Below are 24,453 nucleotides of genomic sequence, written 5' to 3'. Positions count from 1 at the left end.
CTGCTACAGGTAGCGGAAGGCGCGGCGGTGAAGGGCCCGGAGAAGCTGGTCGGTGACCAGCCCGATCACGCCGATCACGACCACGCCGGCCATGACCTCGGGCGTCTTCATGTAGCGGCGGGCCGTCCAGATGACGAAGCCGATGCCGCTGTCGGCGGCGACGATCTCGGCGATGATCAGGTAGGTCCAGCACCAGCCCAGCGTGATCCTCAGATTGTCCACCAGCCCCGGCAGCATCGCCCGGAACGCCACGTCGCGCAGCATCTGCCGGGTGTTGGCCCCGAGGGTATGGGCGATCTCGATGTATTCCTGCGGCACGCGGCGCATGTCGTCGGCGACCAGCAGGACGAGCTGGAAGAAGGTGCCGAGCCACAGCAGGTACAGCTTGGTGCTTTCGCCCACGCCGAACCAGATGATCGAGAGCGGCACCAATGCCGGCACCGGCAGGTAGCGGATGAAGTCGATGATCGGCTCCAGCGCCGCGCCCACGACGCGGTAGCTGCTCATCAGGATGCCGATCGGGATCGCCATCACGGCCGCCAGCGCGAAGGCGGCCCAGACCCGCAGGGTCGAGACGCCGGCATGCCACAGCAGGTCCTGCTTCTGGACCATGACCAGCATGGCGTTCAGCACGGTGCTGGGCGCGGGCAGGAAGAGGCTGTTCACCAGCCCGAGCCGGGAGACCGCCTCCCACGCCAGCAGCAGGCCGACGCTGGCCGCCACGCCGATCCCGACCTGGGCCGGCCGCGACAGGGTTCCGCGGAAGGCCCAGAGGGAGGAGCGCCGGGATTGCGGCGCCACGCTGGCGGCCTTCGTTCCGGTTTCCATGGCATGGAGATCCGGGCCGCGGAGCGCCGACGTCTGCCCCTGGGTCACGGGGCGACCTGGGAGATCACGGAGGCGTCGATCTGGCTGGCGGCGGTCAGCTTGGTGTCGGCGGCGCCGTTCTCGATGTTGAGCTGCATGACGGTGTCGAAGATCCCGTGCAGCCGGCCGGGCCGGTCCGGGGTGCCGATCAACTCCTTGGCCTCGGCCAGCGGCGTGTAGGCCAGGCTGGTGTCGATGATCTCCTTCACCTCGTCCTCGCCGAGATTGTAGTGGGGAGCCGCCAGCTCGATGAACTCCTCCGGGTTCGTCCTGTACAGGTCGATCGCCCGGTAGATGCCGGCCAGGAAGTTCCGGTACTTCTTCGGGTTGTCCTTCAGGTCGTCCTGGCGGGCGGTGATCACGTCGATGATGATCTCGCTGTCCACCGACGACAGCAGGACCTTGCCCTTGCGGTCCGGCAGGGCGGTGATGGCCTGGGACTGGAACGGCTGGTATGTCCCGACCGCCGCGATCGAGCTGTCGGCGAACACGGCGATCGTGTCGGCGGTCGCGATCTCCACGATCGACAGGTCGTCCAGGCTCATGCCTTCCTTCTTCAGGGCGAGCTGGAGCAGCAGGCGGGCCGGGATGTTGGGTTCGACCGCGATCTTCCTGCCGCGCAGGTCGGCCACCCCGCCGATCGACCCGTCCGCGATGACTCCGTCGCCGCCGACCGACTTGTCGATCGTGCCGATGATGACGCCCGGCGTGGTCTCGTCCCGCGGGCGGCCCTGGTGCTCGCCGACGGTGCGCATGTCGACCTCGATGTCGCCGCGCAGCATCGCCGCTATGACGTTGGCCCGGTCGTCCTCGAACTTCATCTCGACCGTCAGCCCGAGTTCCTTGAAGTAACCCTTGTCGGCGGCCACGAACACGGGCGCGAAGCCGGGCCAGGTGGGGGACAGCACCCGGATGGTGTCGGCTGCCCAGGCGGGTACCGAGACGGTCGCGAAGACCAGGGCGGCGGCTGCAAGTCGGCTTGTGCGGAGCATCGGTGACCCTCATCGCTGGAGTGCTTTCGAAGGATCATCACCCAGGTTTACATCTATAAAAATCAGGTTTAATAGACGGATATATTGAAAATCATCGATGTGATGCCGGCACCCGGACCATGAGACGCCTCGACAACATCGACCTGCGCCTGCTGCGCGTGTTCGTCACCCTGGCGGAATCCGGCGGTTTCGCGGATGCCCAGATCGTGCTCAACCTGTCGCAATCGACGCTCAGCACCCATCTGGCGGCGCTGGAACGGAAGCTGGGGGCTCCGCTGTGCGAGCGGGGGCGCCGCGGCTTCCGCCTGACCGAGTTCGGCGAGGCGACCTACGACGCGGCCAAGCGGCTGTTCGTGGAGATCGACGCCTTCCAGTCGCGCATCGGGCGCGACCGGGGCAAGCTGATGGGCCAGCTGCGCGTCGGCATCGTGGACGGCGTGGTGACCTCGCCGGAGCTAGGCATCCAGACGGCGCTCGGCCGCTACTGCGAGTATGCTCCCGACGTCTTCGTTGACCTGCTGCTGGGCACGCCGACGGAGCTGGAGGCCGCCGTCGCCGACGGCGCGCGCGACGTGGTGATCGGTCCCATGTCGCAGAAGGTGCCCGGGCTGACCTACCAGCCCATCTACCGGGAGCCCCATGCGCTCTATTGCGGCAGCAGGCACCGGCTCTACGGCGTACCGGACGACGGGATCGACCGCGCGGCGATCGAGGAGGCCCCCTTCGCGGTGCGCGGCTACCTGCATTTCGACGACCTCTACCGCGCCAACCATCCACGCCCCTGCGGGACGGTCATGCATATGGAGGCGCAGGTCATGATGATCCTGTCCGGCCGGTTCATCGGTTTCCTGCCCTGCCATATCGGCGAGGACTGGAGGCGGCGCGGCCTTATGCGCCCGCTGAAGCCGAAGACCTACAACTTCGCCTCGACCCACTTCGTCGCTACCCGCAGCGCCGATGCCGGACGCGTCCTGGTGCAGAGCTTCGTGCGGGAGATCAAGCGGCAGGCGGCGTCATCGGAGGCGATGGGGATTGCGAGCCCGGCATGATGGAACGGTTTTTGCAGTGCTATCGGCCTGTACTTCGGCAGGAGAACAGGTTTGGCTTACTCACGGATCACACGGCCGCATCCCCGATTGGATTGGGGGAAATCGCGACTCCGATCGCTGGCCGCGGTCTTGCACCGGCTGCTGAGCGCCCGCGCCCTGGCGATGCATCCGGCGCTGTTCAAGTCACCGGGACCAGGGAAACGGCCCGGGAGGGCTCGCTGACCGGCTCCGGGGCATGGAGGGCCGCCGCCCGTCTCGCCGCGATCTTGGCTTCCAGGGGCAGGTCGTAGGTCACCGTCGCGCCGTAGGCGCCCGGTTCCTGGGGATCGACGCGCACCTTGTCGAAGGCGAGCACGCGGGTCGCCAGGGTGAAACCTTCCTTCAGGTCGTGGGTGACCATGAAGATGCTCATTTTGTGCTTGTCCCACAGGCCGAGCAGCAGTTCGTACATCTGGCTCTTGGTGCCGGCGTCCAGCGCGCCGAACGGCTCGTCCAGCAGCAGCACCTTGGGTTTCCGGATGAGCGCCTGGGAGATCGCCAGCCGCTGCTGCATGCCGCCGGACAGCTCGGCGGGGTACTTCTCCCGGTGGGCGGACAGGCCGACCGTGTTCAGGATCCCGGAAGCCTCCTCCTCGGCGGCCCGGCGCTCCCGGCCGAACAGTTTTCCCAGGAACTTCGACCGCTCGAACTCGCGCCCGATGATCACGTTCTGGAGCACGGTCAGGTGCGGGAACACCGAGTAGCGCTGGAACACCACGCCCCGGTCCGGGCCGGGCTCCGCCACCAGCGGCCTGCCGTCCAGCTCGATGGTACCGCGGGTCGGGCTCTCCTCGCCCAGCAGCATGCGCAGGAACGTGGTCTTGCCGCAGCCCGACGGGCCGACCAGGGCGCAGAACTCGCCCGAGGCGATCTCCAGCGACACGCGCTCCAGCACCACCTGGCCGGGATATTCCTTCCACAGGTTCCTGACCGATATCCGGCTCATGACTGCCCCTTTCCGGCCTTCAGCCACGGGAAGAAGCGAGCGTTGACCCAGCGCAGCCCGGCGTCGGACAGGAAGGCCAGCAGCGTGATCCAGGCGACGTAGGGCAGGATGACGTCCATCGCCATGTAGCGGCGCACCAGGAATATCCTGTAGCCCAGCCCCTCCGTCGCGGCGATCGCCTCGGCCGAGATCAGGAACAGCCAGGCCGGCCCCAGGGACAGGCGCACCGCGTCGATCAGCCGGGGCAGCATCTGGGGCAGCACCACGCGGACCACGATCTGCCAGGTGGAGGCCCCCAGCGTCTGCGCCTTGATCAGTTGCTCGCGCGGCAGGTCGCCGACCTTCAGCGCCAGGTCGCGCACCAGGAACGGCGCCACGCCGAACACGATCAGCACCACCTTGGACAGTTCGTCCAGGCCGAAGACGATGAACAGGACCGGCAGCACCGCCATCGGCGGGATCATGGAGACCACGCCGACGAAGGGCGACAGGCCCGCCCGCACATAGGGTATCAACCCGATCGCCAGACCAAGGACCAGCGCCAGCGCGGTCGCCACGCCCAGACCCATCCCCAGCCGCTGAAGGCTGGCCAGCGTGTCCACCCACATCAGGTAGTCGCCGGTCCGCGCATCGGGGTTGAGCGCCAGCCGGCCAATGGCCGCCGCGAAGCTTTCCAGCTGCGGCAGCAGCTTGTCGTTCGGGTTGGCCGCCAGCCGGGCGGACGAGGCCAGGGCGTAGGCGACGCCGGCCGCCAGGAACGGCAGCGCTCCCCACAGCACGATGCCGCCCCGGCCGGGACGCAGGTTGATGATCCGGCGCATCGGTCAGAGCTTCCCTTCCTGGGCCATCCTCATGTAATCGGCGTCGAAACGCAGCTTGACGTTGCCGGCGTCGCCCAGCACCGTCCCGCCGGGAAAACCGATCCCGACCGCGTCCACCGTCCGGGCGCCCTCGCCCAGCAGCCCGTGGTCGAACGAGAAGGTGCGGACCAGGTCCATGCCCTTGACCAGCTCGGGGCTTGACGCGAACGCCACCGCCTCGGCCGGGGTGTAGAACATCTTCGTGGTGGCGAGCTGCGCCTTGTAGCCTTCCAGGTCGGTGCCGGCCGCGGTCGCCATGGCGGTCAGCGCCTCCGTGCCCTTCGGCCCGGCGTCCCTCATCAGCGCCAGCGTCTCGTACCAGGCGCCGACCAGCGCCTTGCCCAGCGACGGGTTGTCCTTCAGCGTCTCCGTGTTGACGACCATCAGGTCGATGATCTCGCCCGGGATCCTGCTGCTGTCGAACACCAGGGCGGCGCCCTCCGCCTTCCGTACCTCGCTGAGCTGCGGGTTCCAGGTCACCGTCGCCGTGACGTCGGGGGACACGAAGGCGGAGACGATATCGGCATCGGCCGTGTTGACCACCCGGATGTCCCGCTCCGACAATCCTGCGCTGTCCAGCGCCCGGGCGAGCAGGTAGTGGGACACCGACAGCTCCACGAGGTTGACGTCCTGGCCCTTGATCTCCGCGAGGCTCTTGCCGTCCTTCAGGACCACCCCGTCGTTGCCGTCGGAATAGTCGCCCGCGATCAGCGCGGTGGAGTCCACGCCGCCGGCGGCCGGGATGGTCAGCGCGTCCATGTTGGTCATGACGCAGCCGTCGAACGCCCCGGCGGTGTACTGGTTGATCGATTCCACATAGTCGTTGATCTGGACGATCTCGACCGAGATGCCGTACCTGTCGGCCCACTTCTTCATGATGCCGCTGTCGGCCGCGTAGCCCCACGGCATCCAGCCCGCATAGATCGACCAGGCGATCCTGAAGGACTGTTTCTCCGCCGCGACCGCCGGCGACTGCGCCGCGGTCATGACGAGGGGCAGGGCGAGGGTCAGGACGACGAGCGCCGATTTGAACAGGGTGCGCATGGGAAGGCTCCCCCGGGGTTGTTCAGCGGGCGGCAAGCCAGTTCCTCCAGCCGCCGTGATTGGTGATGTCCTGCGCTCCGACGGTCGCATGGGCCTCGCACAGGAAGCCCTGCACGCGGGCGCCGCCGGCCAGTTCCAGCGTGCCGATGGCCAGCGGCGGGGGCACCTCGGCGACGAAGCCGCCGAAACCGGCGGCGTCCAGCTCCCAGACCTCGACCTCGATCCCGCCGGCGGCTTCGGGGTCGCGCAGCAGGCCGGGCTTGGCGGGCGTGGTGCCGGGCAGGGCGAACAGCCTGTAGCCGGATGCCGTGCGGTCCGTCCGCACCAGCCGCGCGCCGCGCCCGGTAAGCTGATGGTTGAGCGGCAGTCCGGAGAGGTGGGCGCCGACGACGGCCAGCCGGACCATCCTCGACTCCGCCGCCTCCAGCGCCGGGCCGGCGACGGCATGCCCGGTGGCGCCGATGGTGGGGGCCTGCGCCCGGTGGAACCGGTCGGCCAGCAGCGCCAGCCTGCCGTCCTCGAAGCTGCGCCCGATCAGCGTGACGCCGAAGGGCAGCCCCGTGGAACGGAACCCGGCCGGCACGGCGATCGCCGACAGGTCCATCAGGTTCACGAAGTTGGTGTAGTGGCCGAGCTGGCTGTTCAGCCGGATCGGGTCGGCCAGCATGTCCTCGATGGTGAAGGTGGTGCCGGTCGTGGGCAGCAGCATCACGTCCATGCGCTCCCACCAGGCCTCCGCCCGCCGGGTCAGCTCGGCCAGCCTGTACTGCGCCTCGAAGGCATCGACGGCACTGTAGCGGCCGGCACCCAGGATGATCCCGCGGACCACGGGGTGGATCGAATCCGGCCTGGTTTCCGCGAAGTCGCGGATGGCGGCCAGCCGCTCGGCCACCCAGGGACCGGCATAGAGCAGCTTCGCCGCTTCGACGAAGGGGCCGTAGTCGAACTCCACGCGGGTGCCGCCCAGGGCTTCCAGCCGGGCGACGGACGCGGCGAACAGCTCGGCGGCGCCCGCGTCGCCGAAGAACTCCAGCCCGTCGGCCGACGGCACGCCGAAGCGGAACCCCGGCGGCACCGAGGCCGGCAGCGCCGCCCCCGCCGGAGCCCGCCGCGAGAACGGGTCCGCCGGGTCGAACCCCGCCGCCGCCCGGAGGACCGCCAGGGCGTCCCCGCTGGAGCCGGCGAAGATCGACACGCAGTCCTGGGTCCGGCAGGCCGGCAGCACGCCCGCGGTGCTGACCAGCCCCTTCGTCGGCTTGAGCCCGACGATGTTGTTGAAGGCGGCAGGCACCCGGCCCGAGCCCGCCGTGTCGGTGCCCAGCGCGAAGCTGACCAGCCCCGCCCCGACCGCGACGCCCGACCCGGAGCTCGACCCGCCCGACACATGGGCAGGGTCGAACACGGACGAGCAGATGCCGTAGGGCGACCGGGTCCCGACCAGCCCGGTGGCGAACTGGTCCAGGTTGGTCTTGCCGATCAGGATCGCGCCCGCGGCCTGGAGCCGCTCCACCACGGTGGCGGAGCGCTCGGGCACGAAGGCGAAGTCGGGACAGCCGGCGGTGGTCGGCACGCCGGCCACGTCGATATTGTCCTTGACCGCGAAGGGGATGCCGAACAGGGGCAGGTCCTCGCCCGCCTCCATCCTGGCCCGTGCCCGGCCGAGCCGCGCCAGCGCGTCGGCCTTGTCGAACAAGGTGATCCAGACGGGGCGGAGGCCCATCGCGCCGATCCGGGCATGGACGCCGTCCAGCACGGCCTCGGGCGTCAAGCTTCCATCGGCGTAGGCTCGGGCAAGGACGGCGATTTCCAGGCTTTGGTCGGTCATGTCGGGTGCTTCGATGCTCATACGGGCGGGGTTCATGCGGCGGGAAGGAAGACGGCGAGCGGCTGGCCCAGCGAGACGGCCTGCCCCTCGGCGCACCGGATCTCGACCAGGGTGCCGTCGGCGGGGGCGGGGACCGCGATCTCCATCTTCATGGATTCGACGATGACCAGGACGTCGCCGGCCTTGACGGTGGTCCCGGCCGCTCCGGCCACCTTCCAGATGCTTCCCGACACCGGGCTGGCTATGGCCTCGCCCCCGTCGGGCATGTCGGCGTGCCCGGGGATGGGGCCGGGGTCGATCACCTCCGCCGCGACGGCCTGGCCCGACGCCTCCCACCGGGCGCGCTCCTCCTCGAAGGCGGCCTGCTGCCGGGCCTTGAAGGCCTCGATCGAGTCCCGGTTCTCCGCCAGGAAGCGCCGGTAGTCGCGCAGGCGGAAGGTCTCCTCGGTGATCCTGAGCGACGCCCGTCCCTGGAGGAAATCCGCCCGGAACGCCAGCAGTTCGTCGTGGGTGACCGGGTGGAAGCGGATCTGGTCGAAATGGCGCAGCAGCCAGGACTTGCCCGGGGGGAACTCGGCCGTGGTCCGGTAGGTGTTCCACATCTGGCAGGTGCGGCCGACGAACTGGTAGCCGCCCGGCCCCTCCATCCCGTAGACGCACAGATAGGCGCCGCCGATGCCGACCGCGTTCTCCGGCGTCCAGGTGCGGGCGGGGTTGTACTTGGTGGTGACCAGCCGGTGGCGCGGATCGACCGGGGTGGCGACCGGAGCCCCGAGATAGACGTCGCCCAGCCCCATGACCAGGTAGCTGGCGCCGAACAGGATCTCCTTGACCGCCTCGACACCGTCCAGCCCGTTGATGCGGCGGATGAACTCGATGTTGCTCGGGCACCAGGGCGCGTCGGCCCGGACCGACTGCATGTATTTGGAGATGGCGAGCCGGGTCGCCTCGTCGTCCCACGACAGCGGCAGGTGGACGATCCGGGTCGGAACCTCCAGGTCGTCGATCGCGGGAAGCTCCCGCTCCGCCGCGACCAGCCGGTCCAGCAGGCCCTCGAGCGCCAGCACCCGGCTGTCGTAGTGGACCTGGAGCGAACGGATGCCCGGCGTCAGGTCCAGGATGCCTGCCAACCCGAGGCCTTCCAGATGCCGCTGGAGCGCATGAACCCGGAACCGCAGGGTCAGGTCCAGCACCGGCGGGCCGTATTCCACCAGCAGGTAGCGGTCGCCGGACCGGCGATAGACCACGTCCTCCCCGCCCGGAACGGCGGGAAGCCGGTGCAGCACCGCCTCGTCCGGCCCGGTGCCCCGCCGGGGCGGCAGGGTGGCCCGGTCGGCCGGCCGAAGCGTCGCGACCGCGGCGTCCTGCGTGTCCTCCAGGGCGGCCGCCTCGGCGGCGGTAAGCCGGCGGAAGCGGACCTTGTCGCCCGGCCGCAGCTGGCCGATCTTCCACAGCTCGGCCTGCACGATGGTGGCCGGGCAGACGAAGCCGCCCAGGCTCGGCCCGTCCGGCCCCAGGATCACCGGCATGTCGCCGGTGAAATCGACGGTGCCGACCGCATAGGCGTTGTCGTGGATGTTGGAGGGGTGCAGGCCCGCCTCCCCGCCGTCCTTGCGCGCCCAGTCCGGCTTGGGGCCGATCAGGCGCACGCCGGTGCGGCTGGAGTTGTAATGGACCTCCCAGTCCGCGGCGAAGAAGGTCGCGATGTCGGTTTCGGTGAAGAAGTCCGGCGCTCCGTGCGGGCCGTACAGCACGCCGATTTCCCAGGCATGGCCGTAGTCCGGCACCAGGGCCGGATGGATCGTCCCGGTTTCCCCGACCCCCTCGTCCCCCATATGGAGCACGTCGCCGGGCATCAGCGCCCGCCCGCCATGGCCGCCGAACCTGCCCAGCGTGAAGGTGGACCGGCTGCCCAGATATTCGGGCACGTCGATGCCGCCCCGGATCAGCAGATAGGCCCTGCATCCCGCGCCGGTCGCCGCCGCGATGCGGAGCGTCGAGCCGGCGGGCACGGCGACCGGCCGCCAGAATGGCACGGCGGCGCCGTCGAGGGTCGCCGGCATGGCGGCCCCGGCCAGGCAGACCAGCGCGTCCGTGTTGAACTTCAGCGTCGGCCCGGAAACCGTCAGTTCCAGCCCGGCGGTTCCCTCCGGGTTGCCCAGCAGCCGGTTGCCCAGCCGGAAGGCCAGCGGGTCCATGGGGCCGGACGGCGGCACGCCGACCTCCCAGTATCCGACCCGGCCGGGATAGTCCTGGACGCTGGTCAGCGTGCCGGGCGCCACCACCTCGATGGAACGCGCCCGGTAGGCCACGGTCTCCAGGTACCGGGTGGTGAAGCCCCCTTCCGCGAAAGCCGGGTCGGCGGCGAGCTGGCGCAGATAGCTCAGGTTGGTCTCGATCCCGTCGAGCCGGCATTCGTCCAGCGCCGCCCGCAGCTTCGCGATGGCCTCGGCGCGGTCGTTGCCGCGCACGATGATCTTGGCCAGCAGAGGGTCGTAGAACGGCGTCACCTCGGTGCCGCGCTCGACCCAGGTCTCCACCCGGGCGTCCCCGGGGAACTTCGCGCGGGTCAGGATGCCCGCCGACGGGCGGAAGGCGCGGCCGGGGTCCTCGGCATAGACCCGCACCTGGATGGAGGCGCCTTCGGCCCGCCGGGCGTGTTCCGCCAGCGGGAGCGCCTCCCCGGCGGCCTCGCGGATCATCCACTCCACCAGGTCGACGCCGGTCACCTCCTCCGTCACGCCGTGCTCGACCTGGAGCCGGGTGTTCACCTCCAGGAAATAGAACTGCCCGGCCGCCGCGTCGTGGATGAACTCGACCGTCCCGGCGGACCGGTAGCCGACCGCCCTGCCCAGCCGCTCCGCCGCGTCGAACAGGGCTTGGCGCTGCGCGTCGGACAGATGGGGCGCCGGCGTCTCCTCGATCACCTTCTGGTTCCGCCGCTGGGCCGAGCAGTCGCGCTCGCCCAGGGCCACCACGGTGCCCCGGCCGTCGCCGAAGATCTGCACCTCGATATGGCGCGCGCGCTCGACGAACTTCTCCAGGTAGACGCCGGATTCCTTGAAGTTGTTGCGCGACAGCCGCGACACCGCCTCGAACATCCCGGCCAGCTCCGACGGCTCGCGGCAGAGCTGCATGCCGATGCCGCCGCCGCCGGCCGTGCTCTTGATCATCACGGGATAGCCGATGCGCGACGCGGCCTCCAGCGCCTCCCCGGCGTCGGCCAGCAGCCCGCTGCCGGGCGACAGCGGCACGCCGCTCTCCGTCGCCAGCCGGCGGGCGGTGTGCTTCAGGCCGAAGGCCCGCATCTGGTCCGGCGTCGGGCCGATGAAGACGATGCCGGCCTCGGCGCAGGCCTCGGCGAAGCCCGGGTTCTCCGACAGGAAGCCGTAGCCGGGGTGGATCGCTTGCGCGCCGGTCGCCCGGGCCGCCTCCAGGATGCGGCCGGCGTCGAGATAGCTTTCCGACACCGCGGCCGGGCCGATGCAGACCGCCTCGCCCGCCATCGCCACGTGCAGGGAGTGGGCGTCGGCCTCGGAATGTACCGCGACCGAGGCGATGCCCATGCGGTCGAGCGTGCGGATGACGCGGCAGGCGATCTCGCCGCGGTTGGCGATCAAGACTTTGCTGAACATGATGATTATCCGTGCGGTGGGCCGCCGTTATGCCGCCGCGTCCCAGACCACCACTTCGATCGGCGTCGGGTCGTAGGCGTTGCAGGGATTGTTGAGCTGCGGGCAGTTGGAGATCAGGACGATCACGTCCATGCAGGCCCGCATTTCCACATACTGGCCCGGCCCGCTGAGGCCGTCGGCGAAGGTCAGCCCGCCTTCCGGGGTGACCGGCACGTTCATGAAGAAGTTGATGTTGTGGGTGATGTCCCGCTTGGTCAGCCCGAACTCCTCGTGCTCGGCCACCGCCAGCAGGTAGCTGTCGCGGCAGGCATGCATGCACTTCTTCTCCAGCGCGTAGCGGACGGTGTTGGACTCGGTCGAGCAGGCTCCGCCCAGCGTGTCGTGGCGGCCGACCGTGTCGGCGACGATCTCCAGCATGGGATTGCCGGCCGTGGACATCAGCCGGGTGCCGACGCCGAGATAGACGTTGCGCTGCTCCCGGATGGTATCGACCGCGCTGTAGCGCTCGGCCGGGTCGGCGGCGTTGTAGAAGAGGGTATCGGCCGCCTGGTTGCCCTCCAGGTCGACGATGCGGAAGATCTGGCCGGCCTTGACCACGTGAATCCAGTAGTCGCCGGCGGGGACAGTCTTGCGGTAGACGGCGGTCTCGAGGGAGAGGCTGCTCTGTTTCGTCATTGTTCCAGGTCCCGGTTCCGGTCAGCCGCACAGGTGGTAGAGGTGGTTGTTCGCGAAGCCGCGTCCGTTCTCGGGGCGGCTGGTGCGGCAGGGATCGTCCTCCGCCGCCGGATCGCCGCGATAGAGTTCGTAGGAGACGGGCTTGCGCGGATATTCCGCCGCCGGGTTCATGGGGTGCGGGCAGGTGTGGAACAGCACCAGCGTGTCCATGTCGAACCGCAGGTCCACGTGGACTCCCGCGCGGCCAGCTTCGGGATCGAACGCCAGCGTGCCGTCCCGTTCGGTGCGGACCTTGCTGAACCAATTGACATTGGCCGCCAGGTCGCGCCGGCCCAGGCCGTACTTGGCCGCCTCGACCAGGAAGCTGTCATGGCCGTTCTGGGTCCAGTCGTTGCGGTATTCCTGGTAGCTCCTGCGACCCCATCGCTCCGCCACCAGGGACTTGGTGGAATTGCCGCAGACGGTGTCGTGCCAGCCGGCGGTGTCCTCGACGATGGAGCAAAAGACCCGCCCCATGTCGGAATAGAGGCAGTGTCCGGCGGTCAGCTTAAAGGTGTGCTGGCACTTCAGCGTATCGGGCGCGTTGTAGCGCTCCAGCAGGTTGGCGGGATTGTAGAACAGCATGCCGACATTGGCGCCGCCCTCCCGGTCGATCAGGCGCAGGATCGTGCGGCGCCGGAGCGTGAGCGACCAATGTTTGCCGCCATCGATTTCGTCTTGATACAACAGGTCGGAGCTAACGGTCGCCATAGCCACACCTCAGTCATGGGAGGAGTGCCGGGCAATGGGACGTCCCATCGGAGCAACATCCTCCGTGTTTGAGACCTCCCGGGCTTTTGTCCCGCCGTGTGCCCGTCCGCTGTTCACCGGACGGGTCGCTGCTCTCGGACCAGTAACACCGGAGGGGATTTGACCCCATTCCGGCCGGAACCCTAGCTGCTGAGACCAAGAAGCTCGCAAGCGGCGTGCCAAGCGCCGAACACCCGGAAATGCGGGAGCCGCGCGGCGGCCCGTAGCGGGCAGGGGTAAGAATCTGCACACACGGGCACCAGGGCTGGCGAAGTTTTAAGCAATCGATCTTCGTTGAATCTGAAGTGGCTGATTTTAGTGCAGTTTTCCATGGTAGTCGCGGCTCAAAGAAACGGCCTTCTTGGAAATAGGACGTATCATCGGCGATTGAGCGTCACAGGCCAGCCACAGGTCCTGCAATGGCCTACAAAATGCGCATCCTGAACGAGATCGATCGCGCCCATTTCGGTGATGTCGGTGCCATCCTGCGTCGCGAAGGTCCATACTCGTCCAATGTCGGCTGGTGGCGCCGACAAAGCGACGCCGGCACGCTGCGCGGATCGATGCCGGCCGGATCTGAATCAAGCAGCGCGCCGGCCAATCCTCACAAGAACGATTTGGTGCGCCTGGAGTGGGAGATCGCTTACCTGCGCGACCAGCTCACCCGTGCCGAGGCGGTCATCGAGTTCCGAAAAATTCGCTCAATTGCTGAAGAATTCGATCGGCTCGACCGATTCCGGCGAGCACAGGTGATGACCGCCATCGAGCAGGCGGCCCTGGGTCGGGCCGCCGGTCCCGCCGGTGCGCCGGCCCTCTCCTCCGCGCGCGCTGAGCAGGACCGAGTGCCGTCAGGTTCTGGGCCTGCTGCACGGCAAGCGCTTCGTCGATGCCGCCCTGGCCCAGGTCTTCGCCACGCTGCTCGACAAAGGGCGATACCTGTGCTCGATGCGCCCCGTGTACCGCCTTCTGGCCGCCAACGATGGGGTCCGTGAGCGCCGACGGCAGCGCCGGCATCCGGTCTATACCAAGCCGGAACTGCTGGCCATCGGCCTCAACCCGCAACAGTCGAACGACCATCCGTTCTCCAAGGCGCACTTCAAGATACTGAAGTACCGACCGTCGGTACCCGTCCGAAGCCGGCCGAGGTCGCGGCCAACGCGGCACTCGGAGTTACGTGCAGGGGCGGTTAGCCGGTATGAACTCCGCGCCGAAGATGTTGGCGGCACGCGGGCCGGACGCGACGTGAAATGGCCGCCGGGAGTCCGCCGACCCAATGGTTCCTCGTCAACTCAGCCGCAACGGAGCGCGTCCGACGTCATTGTTGGCGTCGACCAGACGCTTCAGGGTGTCGATGAATGCCTGCCGCTCCTGAGGCGGCAGGGCATCGATGGTGCGCAGATGAGCCCGGCTCGCCCCCTCTGCCAGCCGATCCAGCGTCAGCCGGCCGGCGTCGGTGAGTGTCGCCAGCCTCATGCGCCGGTCGTCGGGGGCGATCCGGCGATCGATCAGGCCGCGCTTGCTGAGGCGGGCGAGCACGTCGGCGATGTTCGTCCGGTCCAGTCCGACGGCCTGCGCCAGCGCCGTCTGGTCGGCCGTGCCCAGATGGTCGAGCGCCGTCAGGACGCTGTACTGGACGGGCGTCATGTTTTCCCCGGCGCATTCCTCCGCGAACAGGGCGACATGGATCTGGTGGAGGCGTCTGATCAGGAAGCCCGGCCGCTCGAAGATCGGCAGCGAGCGCCAGCGGTCGGGTGGCTCCGGTGTGTCGCTCTGGTCGGCCATGGGGGCGGAGGTGTCGGCGGGTGGTGACATGTAATCGGCCTGCTCGTCGGGAGCCGCACCATAGGCCATGGGAGCCGGCCGCACCATCACCACCCGATCGTCTTCCTGAGTCGCGCCAGCAGGGCGCCCAGGACCAGCCCGATGCCGCCGGCAGGGGCCGCGGCGGCGGCGGGCTCTCCCCGGGCGAGTGCCGAGAAGTTGGCGGCGAAGTCCGACAGGAGCCGGTCGATCACGCCGGAAACGATCGCCGGCCGGCCGAACTGCGCCAGCGGTCCTTTCAGCCGGTAGGTCAACTCCACCTCGACCCGGCTGCCGCCGGAGCCGTCCGGCACGACGCGGAAATCCATCGCGCCGTCGGCCGACGACCGGCTGCGCGTGTCGCCGCCGCGCCCCCGGACGGTGCCGGATCGGGCGGCCTCGTCGAAGCCGACGGCCGCCTTGCCGGCGAACGTGGCGCGGATGGGGCCGATCGCGACCATGAAGGTGCCGTCCAGCACGTCTCCTTCCGGCGGTCCGGCCAGCTTCGCTCCGGGCAGGCAGGCGACCACCGCGTCGATCCGCTTGACCAGTTCCCAAAGGCGGTCCGGCGGCAGGTCGAACGGGATCGAGCGTCCGAGCGTGACGCCGTCCTCGATCGCACCGAAAGGATCGGGGAATCGGGATGCCGGATCGGGAGCCACCGGGGGATCCGCCCGCGTCCGCCCGGAGGCGACCGTCCGGGGTTCCGGTCCGGTCCGGGGGATCGGCTGGACCGCCGCCGGGACGGGGTCGGCCAGGACGTCCCGGATCGCCTCCACGATGCCGGCGTAGCCCGTGCATCGGCACAGGTTGCCGGCCAGTTCCTCGCGGATGCGAACCTCGTCGGCGTCGGGCAGGCGGCGGACGATGTCGTAGGCGGTGACCAGCATTCCGGGCGTGCAGAAGCCGCATTGGAGCGCGTGGCGGCGCGAGAAGGCGGCGCGCAGCCGCCCCATCAGGGGGTCTTCGTCGAAACTCTCGATCGTCCGGACCTCCGCGTCCGCGCAGGACGCGGCGAAGGTCAGGCAGGACCGGACCGGGCGCCCGTCCACCATCAAGGTGCAGGCGCCGCAGACCCCGTGCTCGCAGCCCACGTGGGTGCCGGTCAGCAACTGGTCCTCGCGCAGGAAATCGGCGAGATGGGTGCGCGGCTCGACTTCGGCCGAGACGGTCCGGTCGTTGACGCGCAGGGTGACGGCGTTCATCAGGCTGCTCCCCGGTGCGGCCGGCCGGCCGCGATGTCGATGGCCTCGCGCAGGGCGACGGCGTGAAGGGCGAGCGTGCGGGCGGGCCGGTCGGGCAGGGCGCGCCGCAAGGCTTCCTCGGCGGACAGGGTTCCGGAAAGCACGGCGCCGGCGTCGGGCAGCAGGATCGGCGGCCGCTCGATCGCGCCGGCCACCAGCCGGACTTCCCCGGTCCGGTCGTCGATCAGCACGGCGGCGCTGGCCTTGGCGAACTCGCCCACCTTCCGGGTGAACTTCCAATAGCCCCAGCGCGCCTGCGGGCCGCGCTTTGCGATGCGGACGCCGGTCAGGATCTCGCCCCGGCGGAGCGTCGTCGCGAAGGGGCCGGCGATGAAGGTCGCCAGCGGTTCCACCCGGACGGCGCCGGCCGGGTCCGCGACCACCGCTTCGGCTCCCAGGGCGGTCAGGGTGACCACCCAGTCGGCCGCAGGGTCGGCATGGACGAGGCTGCCTCCCAGGGTCCCGCGGTTGCGGACCGCCCGGTAGGCGATGCGTCCGGCGATCTCCCGCAGCCAGCCGCCGGTGGCGTCGGGGACGGCCCCGTCCTCGATCTCGGCATGGGTGACCGCGGCGCCGTAGAGGAGGCGGTCGCCCTCGTCGGTCACGGCGCGCAGGTCGGCGGCCCGGGAGATGTCGACCAGGTGCGCCGGGCGGGCCAGCCGCAGGTTCAGCATCGGTCCGAGCGACTGGCCGCCAGCGACGATCCGGGCCTCCGGCGACCCATCCCCGGTCAGGGCCGCGGCTTCGGCGGCGTCACGGGCCGTAGTCAGGTCGAAGGGCGCGGGCTTCATGCCGCTTCTCCCAGGCGGGCCTTGCGCTCCGCGGCGTCGAGGGCCGCCAGCACCCGTTCCGGCGTGATCGGCAGTTCCGCGACGCGGGCGCCGAGCGGCCGCAGCGCGTCGTTGACCGCGTTGGCGATGGCGGCGGGCGGGCCGATCGCGCCGCTCTCCCCGATCCCCTTCTGGCCGTACCGGCTGAGCGGCGACGGCGTCTCCATGTGGAGGATGCGGATCGCCGGAACCTCGGCGGCGCCCGGCAGGTGATAGTCGGCGAGGGTGGCCGCCATCGGCTGGCCGTCGGCGTCGAAGCGCATTTCCTCGAACAGGGCGGTGCCGATGCCCTGCGCCGCGCCGCCCAGGACCTGCCCGTCCACCACCATCGGGTTGATCAGCGTGCCGCCGTCCTCGACGATGACATAGTCGAGCAGCCTGACTTCGCCGAGCGCCAGATCGACCCGGACGGTGACGGCATGGCACGCATAGGAGAAGGTGCCGGTGTCGCGGACCGTCCGATAGCCCTGGGTCACCTCCAGGCCGCCGGGATCGACGTCGGGCGGCAGATGCTGGGGCGCCAGGTACCACAGGCGCGCGATCTCGCGCAGCGGGATCTCGCCGGCCCCCGCACGCGCCACGCCGTCCGTCAGCACGACGTCGTCGGGAGACGCCTGGAGCAGGTGTGCCGCGATGTGGCGGATGCGGTCGGCGAGCTTGGCCGACGCGGCGGCGACGGCGCCGCCCGCCATCACGATGCAGCGGGATCCCCAGGTGCCCGTGGAGTAGGGGGTCAGCGCCGTGTCGCCATGGACGACGCGGACCGCGTCGGGCCTGATTCCCAACTCCTCGTAGGCGATCTGGGCCAGCGTCGTCTCCAGGCCCTGGCCGTGGCTGTGAACGCCGACGCGCACCTCCAGGCCGCCGTCCGGGGTCAGGCGGGCCGTCGCCTGTTCGAACCCAGGCACCATGGGAATGCCCCAGCCATGGTAGACCGAGGTGCCGTGGGCGCCCTGCTCGCAGAAAACCGAGAGTCCGACGCCGATCCGGTAGCGGTCGTCGCCCTCCATCTTCTGCCGCTGCCGGACGGCGGACACGTCGATCGCCTCGACCGCGCGGCGCAGCGCCTCGGGATAGTCGCCGCTGTCGAAATACTTGTTGGTGATGTTGGTGAAGGGCATTTCCGACGGTTCGACCAGGTTGCGCCGCCGGATTTCCCACGGTTCGATGCCCAGTTCCTCCGCCAGCCCGTCCATCAGAAGCTCCATCGCGAAGCAGACGCCGGTACGCGCGACGCCGCGATAGGGCAGGATGGGCGGCTTGTTGGTCGCGACCGACCAGGTGCGGCAGCGATAGCCGTCCATGCGATAGGGACCGGGCAGGATGCTGGCGACCTGCGCCGCCTCCAGGCAGGCCGAGAACGGATAGATCGAGTAGGCGCCGGAATCGACGATCGCCTCGCAATCGACCGCCAGCAGCCGGCCGTCGGCGGCGGCGTAGCCGGTGATCTCGTAGTGGTGCTCGCGGCAGTTGGCGCCCCCCGTCAGGTGCTCCCGCCGGTCCTCGATCCAGCGGACCGGGCGCCGCAGCTTCAAGGCGAGCCAGGCGGCGCAGACCTCCTCGGTCAGCAGCACGCCCTTGTAGCCGAAGCCACCGCCGACGTCGGGAGCGACGATGCGGATGCGGGACTGGTCGAGGCCGAGCGAGGCGGACAGGCCGGTCCGCACGATGTGCGGCATCTGCGTCGCGGTATACAGGACGAGCTGTTCCGCGTGGTTGTCCCAGACCGCCACCACGCCGCGCCCCTCGATCGGCGCCATGCATTGCCGGGCCGTCCGGCAGGTCCGCCGGACTACCGCCGCGGCTCCCCGGATCGCCGCGTCGAAGCCAGTATCCACGGCCGTCTCGAGGAAGACGTTCTCGTCCCAATCGGCGTGAAGCAGCGGCGCGTCGGCGGCGCGGGCACGGGTCATCTCGGACACGGCGGGCAGTTCATCGAACTCGACCGCTACGGCCTCGGCCAGGTCCTCCGCCAGGGCGCGGGTGGAGGCCACGCAGGCGGCGATCGGCTCGCCGACGTGCCGCACCTTGTCGGCGGCCAGGATCGGCTGGACCGAACTCCTGAAGCCACGCAGCCCGGAATCCGCCCGGATGCCCGTCACGCCGTTCAGGTCGGCCGCGACGAAGACATCCTCCGCGCCGTCCGCCGGCTTGGCGATCGAGCGGATGCGGCCATGGGCTACGGGGCTGCGGACGAAGGTGATGTCCAGCATGCCGGGCATCCGGATGTCCGCCACGTAGCGGCCCCGTCCCCGCAGGTAGCGATCGTCCTCCAGGCGCGTGATCGACGCGCCCACTCCGTAATCCGTTCCCTTGCCAGCCATGTCGCCGTCCCTGATTGCATCGCGAACGGGGCGGAACAACGCAACAGGCGTGCCAACGGGCCCGCGGCGATGGAGGCGCGCCGCTGCTGGAACGCCCAGGGTCCGCATCGGCAGGAAAATACTCAGTATGCTGATGAATGCCTTCGGGATGAGCATGGCGTGCGCAGAATTCGACCAGCCGGCAACGCCGGGAACAGGCTTGTGAATACTGGGATATCTCGATTTTCGACCGTCACCAGCCGCGACCTACCGACGCATGCGGCGAAAAGCTGCACATTGTAAAGGCGCAAAGTATCGGTTCCGGCTGAGTCCGGATCGGGGAAATCGAGCAACGATGCGGGTCAAGGCGTCTGGCACGGTGATTGCGACACCGTCCGCCATGGACAAATCGGACGCCATGCAAGGTCTGGCCGGGTACGTGGTCGGCTGGTCCTCGACGGTATCGACTTGAACGATGACCTTTCCCGGCTGGAAAAGGCCCGATCCGACCCGAAAGAAAATAGACGAAGCGAGGTGCGATGTGCGCGGATTTACTTCAAACAGGCGGGATGTACTGAAGGTTTTCGGCGCCATTGCTGCGACTTCCGCATTCATTCCCCGTCGATCCGGCGCGGCGACGCGCAAGGTCTCGCTGACCCTGCCCTGGGTCGCCGAGGGCGGGAACCTGTTCGCCTATGTCGCGAAGGCCAACGGCTACTGGGCGGAGGGCGGACTGGAGGTCGAGATCGCCCGCGGCTACGGCTCCCTCGCCGCGTCGCAGGCGGTCGGGAACCGCCAGTTCGACTTCGGGCTCGCCGCCGCGTCGGCCGGCATCCAGCAGTCGGCGAAGGGCCTGCCGGTCGTCCAGCTGATGAATTGCGGCTATGACTCCACGATGGGCGTCTGCTTCCTCGAGGATTCGCCCATCACCAGCCTGCGGGGGCTGGAGGGCAACCGGCTGGGCGCCACGACCACGTCGGGGGAATACCCGTTCCTGCCCGCCTTCGCCGCCAACGCGGGCTTCGACCTGTCGAAGGTCGAGATCGTCCAGGTCGATGCCGCGGTGCGCCAGCGCATCCTGATCGAAAAGCAGGTCGGCGCGATTTCCGGCTTCGCGGTCAGCTTCCTGCCGGTCTTCGTCGCCAACGGCATCAAGACGCGCTTCACGCTGTACAGCCAGCACGGCCTGAGCTTCTACAACAACGCGCTGATGACCCAGCCGCAGCGCCTCGCGGAGGAGCCGGACGTCTGCCAGGCGATGGTGACGGGCTTGGCCAAGGCGATCCGGTTCTGCCTGCTCCAGCCCGACCAGGCGCTCGACATCTTCTTCCGCCAGGTGCCGGAAGCGGCGCTGACGCCGACGGGACGCACCCAGGCCAGGGTCGGGCTCGGCATCTTCCGCATGTCGATGATGAGCGACGTCTTGCGCTCCAACCCGATCGGCTACGCGGTCCCTGCGGATTACGAGAGCATGACCGACCTGGTGATGAAGCATCTGGCGGCGGCCGGGGACACCCGCCCAGCCGTGGACGCGACCATGACCAACCGCTTCGTCGGGGGCGAAAGCCTGACCCCGGCGGAATTCGAAACGGCGCTCGCCGGCACGCGCGAGTTCGCCGCCTTCTTCCAGTGAAGAACTGCCAGTGATGGGGTTTCCGATATGACTGCGGCCATGCAGACGATGGCGCCGGACCGCGCGATCCGGGTCGAACAGGTCCGCAAGATCTACGACACGGGGCGGGAGCGCACCGAGGCCGTCAGCGGCGTCAGCTTCGGCGTGGAGCGGGGCGAGTTCGTCGCGATCCTCGGCCCCAGCGGCTGCGGCAAGAGCACCCTGCTGATGATGTGCGGCGGGCTGGAGAGCACGACCTCCGGCCGGATCGAGGTCGACGGCGCGCCGATGACCCAGCCCCGGCCGAGCATCGGCGTGATGTTCCAGGACGCCTCGCTGCTGCCGTGGAAGACGGTGCTGGAGAACATCCTGTTCCCGATCAGGATCCTGAAACGCCCGCGCGCCGAGTATGTCGAGCGGGCGCGGTCGCTGATCGACATGGTCGGATTGCACGGTTTCGAGGACAAGAAACCCCACCAGCTTTCCGGCGGCATGCGCCAGCGCGTCGCGATCTGCCGCGCCCTGGTCTATGATCCGGACATCCTGCTGATGGACGAGCCGTTCTCGGCCCTCGACGCGATCACCCGCGACGAGATGGGGGAGGCGCTGCTCGACATCTGGGAGCAATACACGAAGACGGCGCTGTTCGTGACCCACAGCATCCGGGAGGCGGTCCTGCTGGCCGACCGGGTCCTGGTGATGACCCGCCGGCCCGCGACCATCGTCGAGGACATCCGCATCCCGTTCGGCCGTCCGCGGCCGCGCGACATCGTCGGCGCGCCGGAGTTCAACGAGATCTGCGTCCATCTGCGCTCCCTGATCGAGAGCGGGCAGGGCGCCAGCGGCGTGGGGAGAAGGGCGGGCGACGGTCCCGTGCTCCAGCCCGGGCGGAGGGGAGCATGAGCGTCGCCGCGTCCCCGGCGGATCGTCCGTCACCGCTCCCGGCGATCCTCCGCCGCAATTTCCCCGTCATCCTGCCGGTCGCCACGGCGCTGGCGGTGCTGGTCGCCTGGCAGGCGGCGGTCGCGCTGTTCGACGTCCCGCGGGTCATCCTGCCGGCACCGACCGAGATCGGCGCGCATTTCCTGTCCAACCTGCCGATGCTGCTCGACCATGCCCGCAGCACCGGGCTGGAGGCCCTGGCCGCCTTCCTCCTGGCGACCGCGGCGGGGGCGACAATAGCCGGCTTCATGGCTGCCTTTCCGGTGGTGCGCGAGACGCTCCAGCCGAACCTGGTCGCCTTCCAGCTCGTGCCCAAGATCGCGCTGGCGCCGATGTTCGTGATCTGGCTGGGGATCGACACGCCGTCGCGCCTCGCCTTCGCGGTGTTCCTCAGCTTCTTCCCGGTCGTGATCTCGACCACGGTGGGCCTGTCCAACACCGACCCGGTGTCGCTTCGGCTGTGCCGGTCGCTGGCGGCGAGCCCGGTCCAGACCTTCTTCCAGGTCAGGGTCCCCTTCGCGCTGCCCTACCTCTTCAACGGCATGCGCATCGCCTCGACCATGGCGATCATCGGCGTCGTGGTCGCGGAGTTCATCTCGTCCCGGTCCGGCCTCGGCTTCTACATCCTCTACGCCTCGTCGCGGATGGAGACGGTCGGGATCTTCTCCGCGCTGCTGATGCTCTGCATCGTCGGCCTGGCGCTGTTCGGCGCCGTCGTCCTGGCCGAGCGGATCGTCCGCCGGACCTATCTCGCCTGACCGGCGACCACCTTCAAAGGAGAGTGTCGGATGACCGACGTTCCGTTCCCTTTTCCGGCCCGCCTGCCGGCCGACCGGATCGCGATCGGCGACATCGCCCTGGCCGCCTGCGTCGCGGGCGCGGGACGGCCGGTCGTCCTGATCCACGGACTGGGCTGGGACAGGAACCTGTGGCTGCCCCAGGTCGAGCGGCTGTCCGCCCGGTACAAGGTGATCGCGGGCGACACCCGCGGCCACGGAGACAGCGACAAGCCGGCCGGCCCCTATTCGATAGACCTGTTCGCGTCCGACTGGGCGGCCCTGCTGGACCGCCTGGACGTCCGCGGCGCCTGCGTGGTCGGGTTCTCGCAGGGCGGGATGGCCGCGCAGATCCTGGCGGCCCGGCGACCCGACCTGGTCTCGGCGCTGGTCCTGGTCAGCACGTCGGGACGCTTCCCGGATGCCGGACGCGAGAACATGGAGAAGCGCCTCGCGGCGCAGGCGGCCGAGGGGCCCGAAGCCTCCGCCCGGGTCGCCGCCGAGAGCATCTTCTCCGAAGCGTGGCGCGCGGACCATCCGGCGGAGCTTGAACGGTTCGTCGCCTGGAGGGCGGGACAGGACCAGCAGGCGCTGGCCCACGCGATGCGCGCGACCTACGGCTTCGACGCCACCCCGCTCCACGGCGGCATCGGCGTACCGGCGCTGGTGCTGGCCGGCTCCGCCGACAGCCTGACACCGGCCGCGGGCATGCGCGACATCGCCGCCGCGGTCCCCGGGGCCGCCTATGCCGAGGTACCCGGCGCCGGGCACATGATCCCCATCGAACGGCCCGACGCGTTCGACCGCGCGCTCGAGGGCTTCCTCGATACCCATTACCCGGCCGCAGGCTGACGCCGCGCCGGTCCAACTGGAGGATTCCACCATGGAAGGCAACACACAGACCGGCACCGTGGGAGCGCTGCCGGGCCGGATCGACCTGATCCTGACGGGCGGCCGGGTGCTCGATCCGGCCGCCGGGCTCGACGGCATCATGGATGTCGGAATCGGCGGCGGCAGGATCGTCGCCATCGCGCCCAGCGTGGAGGCGGCGGACGCCCGGCGCGTGTCGGTCGAGGGATCGGTCGTGACGCCCGGCATCATCGACACCCATGCCCACGTCTACCAGCATGTCAGCGGGGACTTCGGCCTCAATCCCGACATGGTCGGCGTGCGCTCCGGCGTCGCGACGGTCGTGGACCAGGGCGGGGCCAGCGCATTGACGATCGACGGCTTCCGGCATTTCATCGTCGACCCGTCCAAGACGAGGGTGCTGAGCTTCGTCTCGGCCTATCTCGCGGGCGGCCTGCTCGGGCACAAGTACGTGGACCTGTATGGTCCGACCGGCATCAATGTCGGCGCGATCGTCAAGGCGGCGACCGACAACCCGGACCTGATCAAGGGCATCAAGGCCCATGCCGAGCCGGGCGGCTATTCGCGCTGGGGGGTCGAGTCCCTCAAGCTCGCCAAGCAGGCGTCGCGCGAGTTGAAGCTGCCCGTCTACGTTCATCTCGGCACCCTGTGGCCGGAGAAGCCGGGCGTTTCGGTGGACGCGAAGGCGATCATCGAGGAGGTCGTGCCGCTGCTCGACCCCGGAGACATCCTGGCGCATCCCTTCACCCGCTACCCCAGCGGCTTCGTGGCGCCCGACGGCAGCATCCATCCGCTGGTGCGCGAGGCCCTGGCGATGGGTGTCAGGATCGACGTCGGCCGGGGCGCCCATTTCTCGTTCGACAATGCCAAGGCGGTTCTGGACGGCGGCATCCTGCCCCACACCATCGGGGCGGACCAGCACGGCTACAACGTCAAGCTGGTGGGCGAAAAGCGCTGGTACCGCGGCATCTTCTCGGACACCGACCTGGCGCCGGACGACGCGCCGGTGGACGACAGCCCCTATTCGACCCCGCTCGGCATGCTGCACGCGATGACCGAGCTGATGGCGCTGGGCGTCGGGCTGCCCGACCTGGTCCGCATGGCGACCGCCAATTCCGCCGACATGCTGGGCCTGTCCGGAGAGATCGGCGTGCTGCGCCCGGGCGCTCCCGCCGACGTGTCGGTCTTCCGCGTCCTGGAAGGGGATTGGATGCTGGAGGACTCCAACGGGGTCAAGGTCCGGACCGACCGCTTCCTGAAGCCGGAGATGGTGGTCCGCGCCGGCGAGATCATCCGCGCCGACAGCCCGATCATCCCCGAATTCGCCGACGCCGCCTGACCACCACAGCCGCCTG

The 24,453-nt window shown here is 69.4% G+C and carries 20 protein-coding genes and 1 riboswitch; of the genes, 7 read left to right on the top strand and 13 right to left on the bottom strand.

Annotated features, from left to right (window positions below):
* Positions 1-3: 3 nt before the first annotated feature.
* Together JL100_RS22470 and JL100_RS22465 are read right to left on the bottom strand one after the other, a co-directional pair.
* Entirely contained in the window at positions 4-828 is an 825-nt protein-coding gene (locus tag JL100_RS22470) for an ABC transporter permease (protein ID WP_202682300.1), read from the bottom strand.
* 44 nt (positions 829-872) lie between these two features.
* The gene (locus tag JL100_RS22465; protein WP_202682301.1) at positions 873-1,859 is read right to left on the bottom strand and encodes an ABC transporter substrate-binding protein; all 987 of its coding nucleotides are present in this window, start codon (positions 1,857-1,859) and stop codon (positions 873-875) included.
* Positions 1,860-1,978: 119 nt separating this feature from the next.
* Here JL100_RS22465 and JL100_RS22460 point away from each other — a divergent pair, with 119 nt between their 5' ends.
* Complete coding sequence (locus JL100_RS22460) at positions 1,979-2,908, top strand: LysR family transcriptional regulator (RefSeq protein ID WP_202682302.1); 930 nt, start codon at positions 1,979-1,981, stop codon at positions 2,906-2,908.
* A 178-nt stretch (positions 2,909-3,086) separates the two neighbouring features.
* Here JL100_RS22460 and JL100_RS22455 read toward each other — a convergent pair whose 3' ends face one another.
* The 7 genes from JL100_RS22455 to JL100_RS22425 are packed head-to-tail and all read right to left on the bottom strand — an operon-like array spanning position 3,087 to position 12,682.
* The gene (locus JL100_RS22455; protein ID WP_202682303.1) at positions 3,087-3,893 is read right to left on the bottom strand and encodes an ABC transporter ATP-binding protein; all 807 of its coding nucleotides are present in this window, start codon (positions 3,891-3,893) and stop codon (positions 3,087-3,089) included.
* Complete coding sequence (locus JL100_RS22450; protein WP_202682304.1) at positions 3,890-4,714, bottom strand: ABC transporter permease; 825 nt, start codon at positions 4,712-4,714, stop codon at positions 3,890-3,892. Before JL100_RS22450 ends, JL100_RS22455 begins: the two co-directional genes overlap by 4 nt.
* Positions 4,715-4,717: 3 nt before the next feature.
* Positions 4,718-5,797: a putative urea ABC transporter substrate-binding protein gene (locus JL100_RS22445; RefSeq protein ID WP_202682305.1), complete on the bottom strand. Its 1,080-nt coding sequence runs from the start codon at positions 5,795-5,797 to the stop codon at positions 4,718-4,720.
* 22 nt (positions 5,798-5,819) lie between these two features.
* Positions 5,820-7,622, bottom strand: coding sequence for an allophanate hydrolase (gene atzF / locus JL100_RS22440; protein ID WP_202682306.1), 1,803 nt, complete (start codon positions 7,620-7,622; stop codon positions 5,820-5,822).
* 32 nt (positions 7,623-7,654) lie between these two features.
* Positions 7,655-11,257 carry an urea carboxylase gene (gene uca / locus JL100_RS22435; RefSeq protein ID WP_202682307.1) on the bottom strand — a complete coding sequence of 1,201 codons (3,603 nt, stop codon included), beginning with the start codon at positions 11,255-11,257 and terminating at the stop codon, positions 7,655-7,657.
* Between the two features lie 27 nt (positions 11,258-11,284).
* Positions 11,285-11,932, bottom strand: coding sequence for an urea amidolyase associated protein UAAP2 (locus JL100_RS22430; protein WP_202682308.1), 648 nt, complete (start codon positions 11,930-11,932; stop codon positions 11,285-11,287).
* Positions 11,933-11,953: 21 nt separating this feature from the next.
* The gene (locus JL100_RS22425; protein ID WP_202682309.1) at positions 11,954-12,682 is read right to left on the bottom strand and encodes an urea amidolyase associated protein UAAP1; all 729 of its coding nucleotides are present in this window, start codon (positions 12,680-12,682) and stop codon (positions 11,954-11,956) included.
* A 73-nt stretch (positions 12,683-12,755) separates the two neighbouring features.
* Positions 12,756-12,879: riboswitch (guanidine-I (ykkC/yxkD leader) on the bottom strand.
* 261 nt (positions 12,880-13,140) lie between these two features.
* Between JL100_RS22425 and JL100_RS22420 the strand changes: the two genes are divergently transcribed.
* Positions 13,141-13,713 carry a hypothetical protein gene (locus tag JL100_RS22420; RefSeq protein WP_228420842.1) on the top strand — a complete coding sequence of 191 codons (573 nt, stop codon included), beginning with the start codon at positions 13,141-13,143 and terminating at the stop codon, positions 13,711-13,713.
* Between the two features lie 292 nt (positions 13,714-14,005).
* On the opposite strand, the gene JL100_RS22415 is transcribed toward JL100_RS22420, so the two are convergent.
* From JL100_RS22415 to JL100_RS22395, 4 genes are read right to left on the bottom strand one after another with little or no spacing between them, the layout of a single operon-like run.
* Entirely contained in the window at positions 14,006-14,590 is a 585-nt protein-coding gene (locus JL100_RS22415; protein ID WP_228421401.1) for a MarR family winged helix-turn-helix transcriptional regulator, read from the bottom strand.
* Complete coding sequence (locus JL100_RS36705) at positions 14,590-15,726, bottom strand: xanthine dehydrogenase family Fe-S subunit (protein WP_202682311.1); 1,137 nt, start codon at positions 15,724-15,726, stop codon at positions 14,590-14,592. The genes JL100_RS22415 and JL100_RS36705 overlap by 1 nt, the downstream gene beginning before the upstream one ends.
* Positions 15,726-16,556, bottom strand: a complete 831-nt coding sequence (locus tag JL100_RS22400) for an FAD binding domain-containing protein (RefSeq protein ID WP_202682312.1) — start codon at positions 16,554-16,556, stop codon at positions 15,726-15,728. The genes JL100_RS36705 and JL100_RS22400 overlap by 1 nt, the downstream gene beginning before the upstream one ends.
* Positions 16,553-18,919 carry a xanthine dehydrogenase family protein molybdopterin-binding subunit gene (locus JL100_RS22395; RefSeq protein ID WP_202682313.1) on the bottom strand — a complete coding sequence of 789 codons (2,367 nt, stop codon included), beginning with the start codon at positions 18,917-18,919 and terminating at the stop codon, positions 16,553-16,555. Before JL100_RS22395 ends, JL100_RS22400 begins: the two co-directional genes overlap by 4 nt.
* A gap of 520 nt (positions 18,920-19,439) precedes the next feature.
* On the opposite strand from JL100_RS22395, the gene JL100_RS22390 reads away from it, so the two are divergent.
* Genes JL100_RS22390 through JL100_RS22370 form a run of 5 tightly spaced genes read left to right on the top strand, consistent with a single transcriptional unit; the run spans position 19,440 to position 24,437 of the window.
* Entirely contained in the window at positions 19,440-20,531 is a 1,092-nt protein-coding gene (locus tag JL100_RS22390) for an ABC transporter substrate-binding protein (protein ID WP_202682314.1), read from the top strand.
* 27 nt (positions 20,532-20,558) lie between these two features.
* Positions 20,559-21,413 carry an ABC transporter ATP-binding protein gene (locus JL100_RS22385; RefSeq protein WP_228420841.1) on the top strand — a complete coding sequence of 285 codons (855 nt, stop codon included), beginning with the start codon at positions 20,559-20,561 and terminating at the stop codon, positions 21,411-21,413.
* Positions 21,410-22,210, top strand: coding sequence for an ABC transporter permease (locus JL100_RS22380; RefSeq protein WP_202682315.1), 801 nt, complete (start codon positions 21,410-21,412; stop codon positions 22,208-22,210). The genes JL100_RS22385 and JL100_RS22380 overlap by 4 nt, the downstream gene beginning before the upstream one ends.
* Before the next feature lie 30 nt (positions 22,211-22,240).
* Positions 22,241-23,080: an alpha/beta fold hydrolase gene (locus tag JL100_RS22375; protein WP_202682316.1), complete on the top strand. Its 840-nt coding sequence runs from the start codon at positions 22,241-22,243 to the stop codon at positions 23,078-23,080.
* A 31-nt stretch (positions 23,081-23,111) separates the two neighbouring features.
* On the top strand, positions 23,112-24,437 hold the full coding sequence (locus JL100_RS22370) for an amidohydrolase/deacetylase family metallohydrolase (protein WP_202682317.1): 1,326 nt from the start codon (positions 23,112-23,114) through the stop codon (positions 24,435-24,437).
* Positions 24,438-24,453: the final 16 nt, after the last annotated feature.

The organism is Skermanella mucosa, from assembly GCF_016765655.2.
GTDB lineage: Bacteria > Pseudomonadota > Alphaproteobacteria > Azospirillales > Azospirillaceae > Skermanella > Skermanella mucosa.
The sequence above is the reverse complement of the archived record's forward strand: the minus strand, read 5'-3'. Positions and strand labels throughout refer to the sequence as shown.

Bases quoted from the DNA above. Each gene is read 5' to 3' on its own strand.
- JL100_RS22470 (WP_202682300.1), bottom strand. From the start codon at position 828: ATGGAAACCGGAACGAAGGCCGCCAGCGTGGCGCCGCAATCCCGGCGC.
- JL100_RS22465 (WP_202682301.1), bottom strand. From the start codon at position 1,859: ATGCTCCGCACAAGCCGACTTGCAGCCGCCGCCCTGGTCTTCGCGACC.
- JL100_RS22460 (WP_202682302.1), top strand. From the start codon at position 1,979: ATGAGACGCCTCGACAACATCGACCTGCGCCTGCTGCGCGTGTTCGTC.
- JL100_RS22455 (WP_202682303.1), bottom strand. From the start codon at position 3,893: ATGAGCCGGATATCGGTCAGGAACCTGTGGAAGGAATATCCCGGCCAG.
- JL100_RS22450 (WP_202682304.1), bottom strand. From the start codon at position 4,714: ATGCGCCGGATCATCAACCTGCGTCCCGGCCGGGGCGGCATCGTGCTG.
- JL100_RS22445 (WP_202682305.1), bottom strand. From the start codon at position 5,797: ATGCGCACCCTGTTCAAATCGGCGCTCGTCGTCCTGACCCTCGCCCTG.
- atzF (WP_202682306.1), bottom strand. From the start codon at position 7,622: ATGACCGACCAAAGCCTGGAAATCGCCGTCCTTGCCCGAGCCTACGCC.
- uca (WP_202682307.1), bottom strand. From the start codon at position 11,257: ATGTTCAGCAAAGTCTTGATCGCCAACCGCGGCGAGATCGCCTGCCGC.
- JL100_RS22430 (WP_202682308.1), bottom strand. From the start codon at position 11,932: ATGACGAAACAGAGCAGCCTCTCCCTCGAGACCGCCGTCTACCGCAAG.
- JL100_RS22425 (WP_202682309.1), bottom strand. From the start codon at position 12,682: ATGGCGACCGTTAGCTCCGACCTGTTGTATCAAGACGAAATCGATGGC.
- JL100_RS22420 (WP_228420842.1), top strand. From the start codon at position 13,141: ATGGCCTACAAAATGCGCATCCTGAACGAGATCGATCGCGCCCATTTC.
- JL100_RS22415 (WP_228421401.1), bottom strand. From the start codon at position 14,590: ATGGTGCGGCCGGCTCCCATGGCCTATGGTGCGGCTCCCGACGAGCAG.
- JL100_RS36705 (WP_202682311.1), bottom strand. From the start codon at position 15,726: ATGAACGCCGTCACCCTGCGCGTCAACGACCGGACCGTCTCGGCCGAA.
- JL100_RS22400 (WP_202682312.1), bottom strand. From the start codon at position 16,556: ATGAAGCCCGCGCCCTTCGACCTGACTACGGCCCGTGACGCCGCCGAA.
- JL100_RS22395 (WP_202682313.1), bottom strand. From the start codon at position 18,919: ATGGCTGGCAAGGGAACGGATTACGGAGTGGGCGCGTCGATCACGCGC.
- JL100_RS22385 (WP_228420841.1), top strand. From the start codon at position 20,559: ATGACTGCGGCCATGCAGACGATGGCGCCGGACCGCGCGATCCGGGTC.
- JL100_RS22380 (WP_202682315.1), top strand. From the start codon at position 21,410: ATGAGCGTCGCCGCGTCCCCGGCGGATCGTCCGTCACCGCTCCCGGCG.
- JL100_RS22375 (WP_202682316.1), top strand. From the start codon at position 22,241: ATGACCGACGTTCCGTTCCCTTTTCCGGCCCGCCTGCCGGCCGACCGG.
- JL100_RS22370 (WP_202682317.1), top strand. From the start codon at position 23,112: ATGGAAGGCAACACACAGACCGGCACCGTGGGAGCGCTGCCGGGCCGG.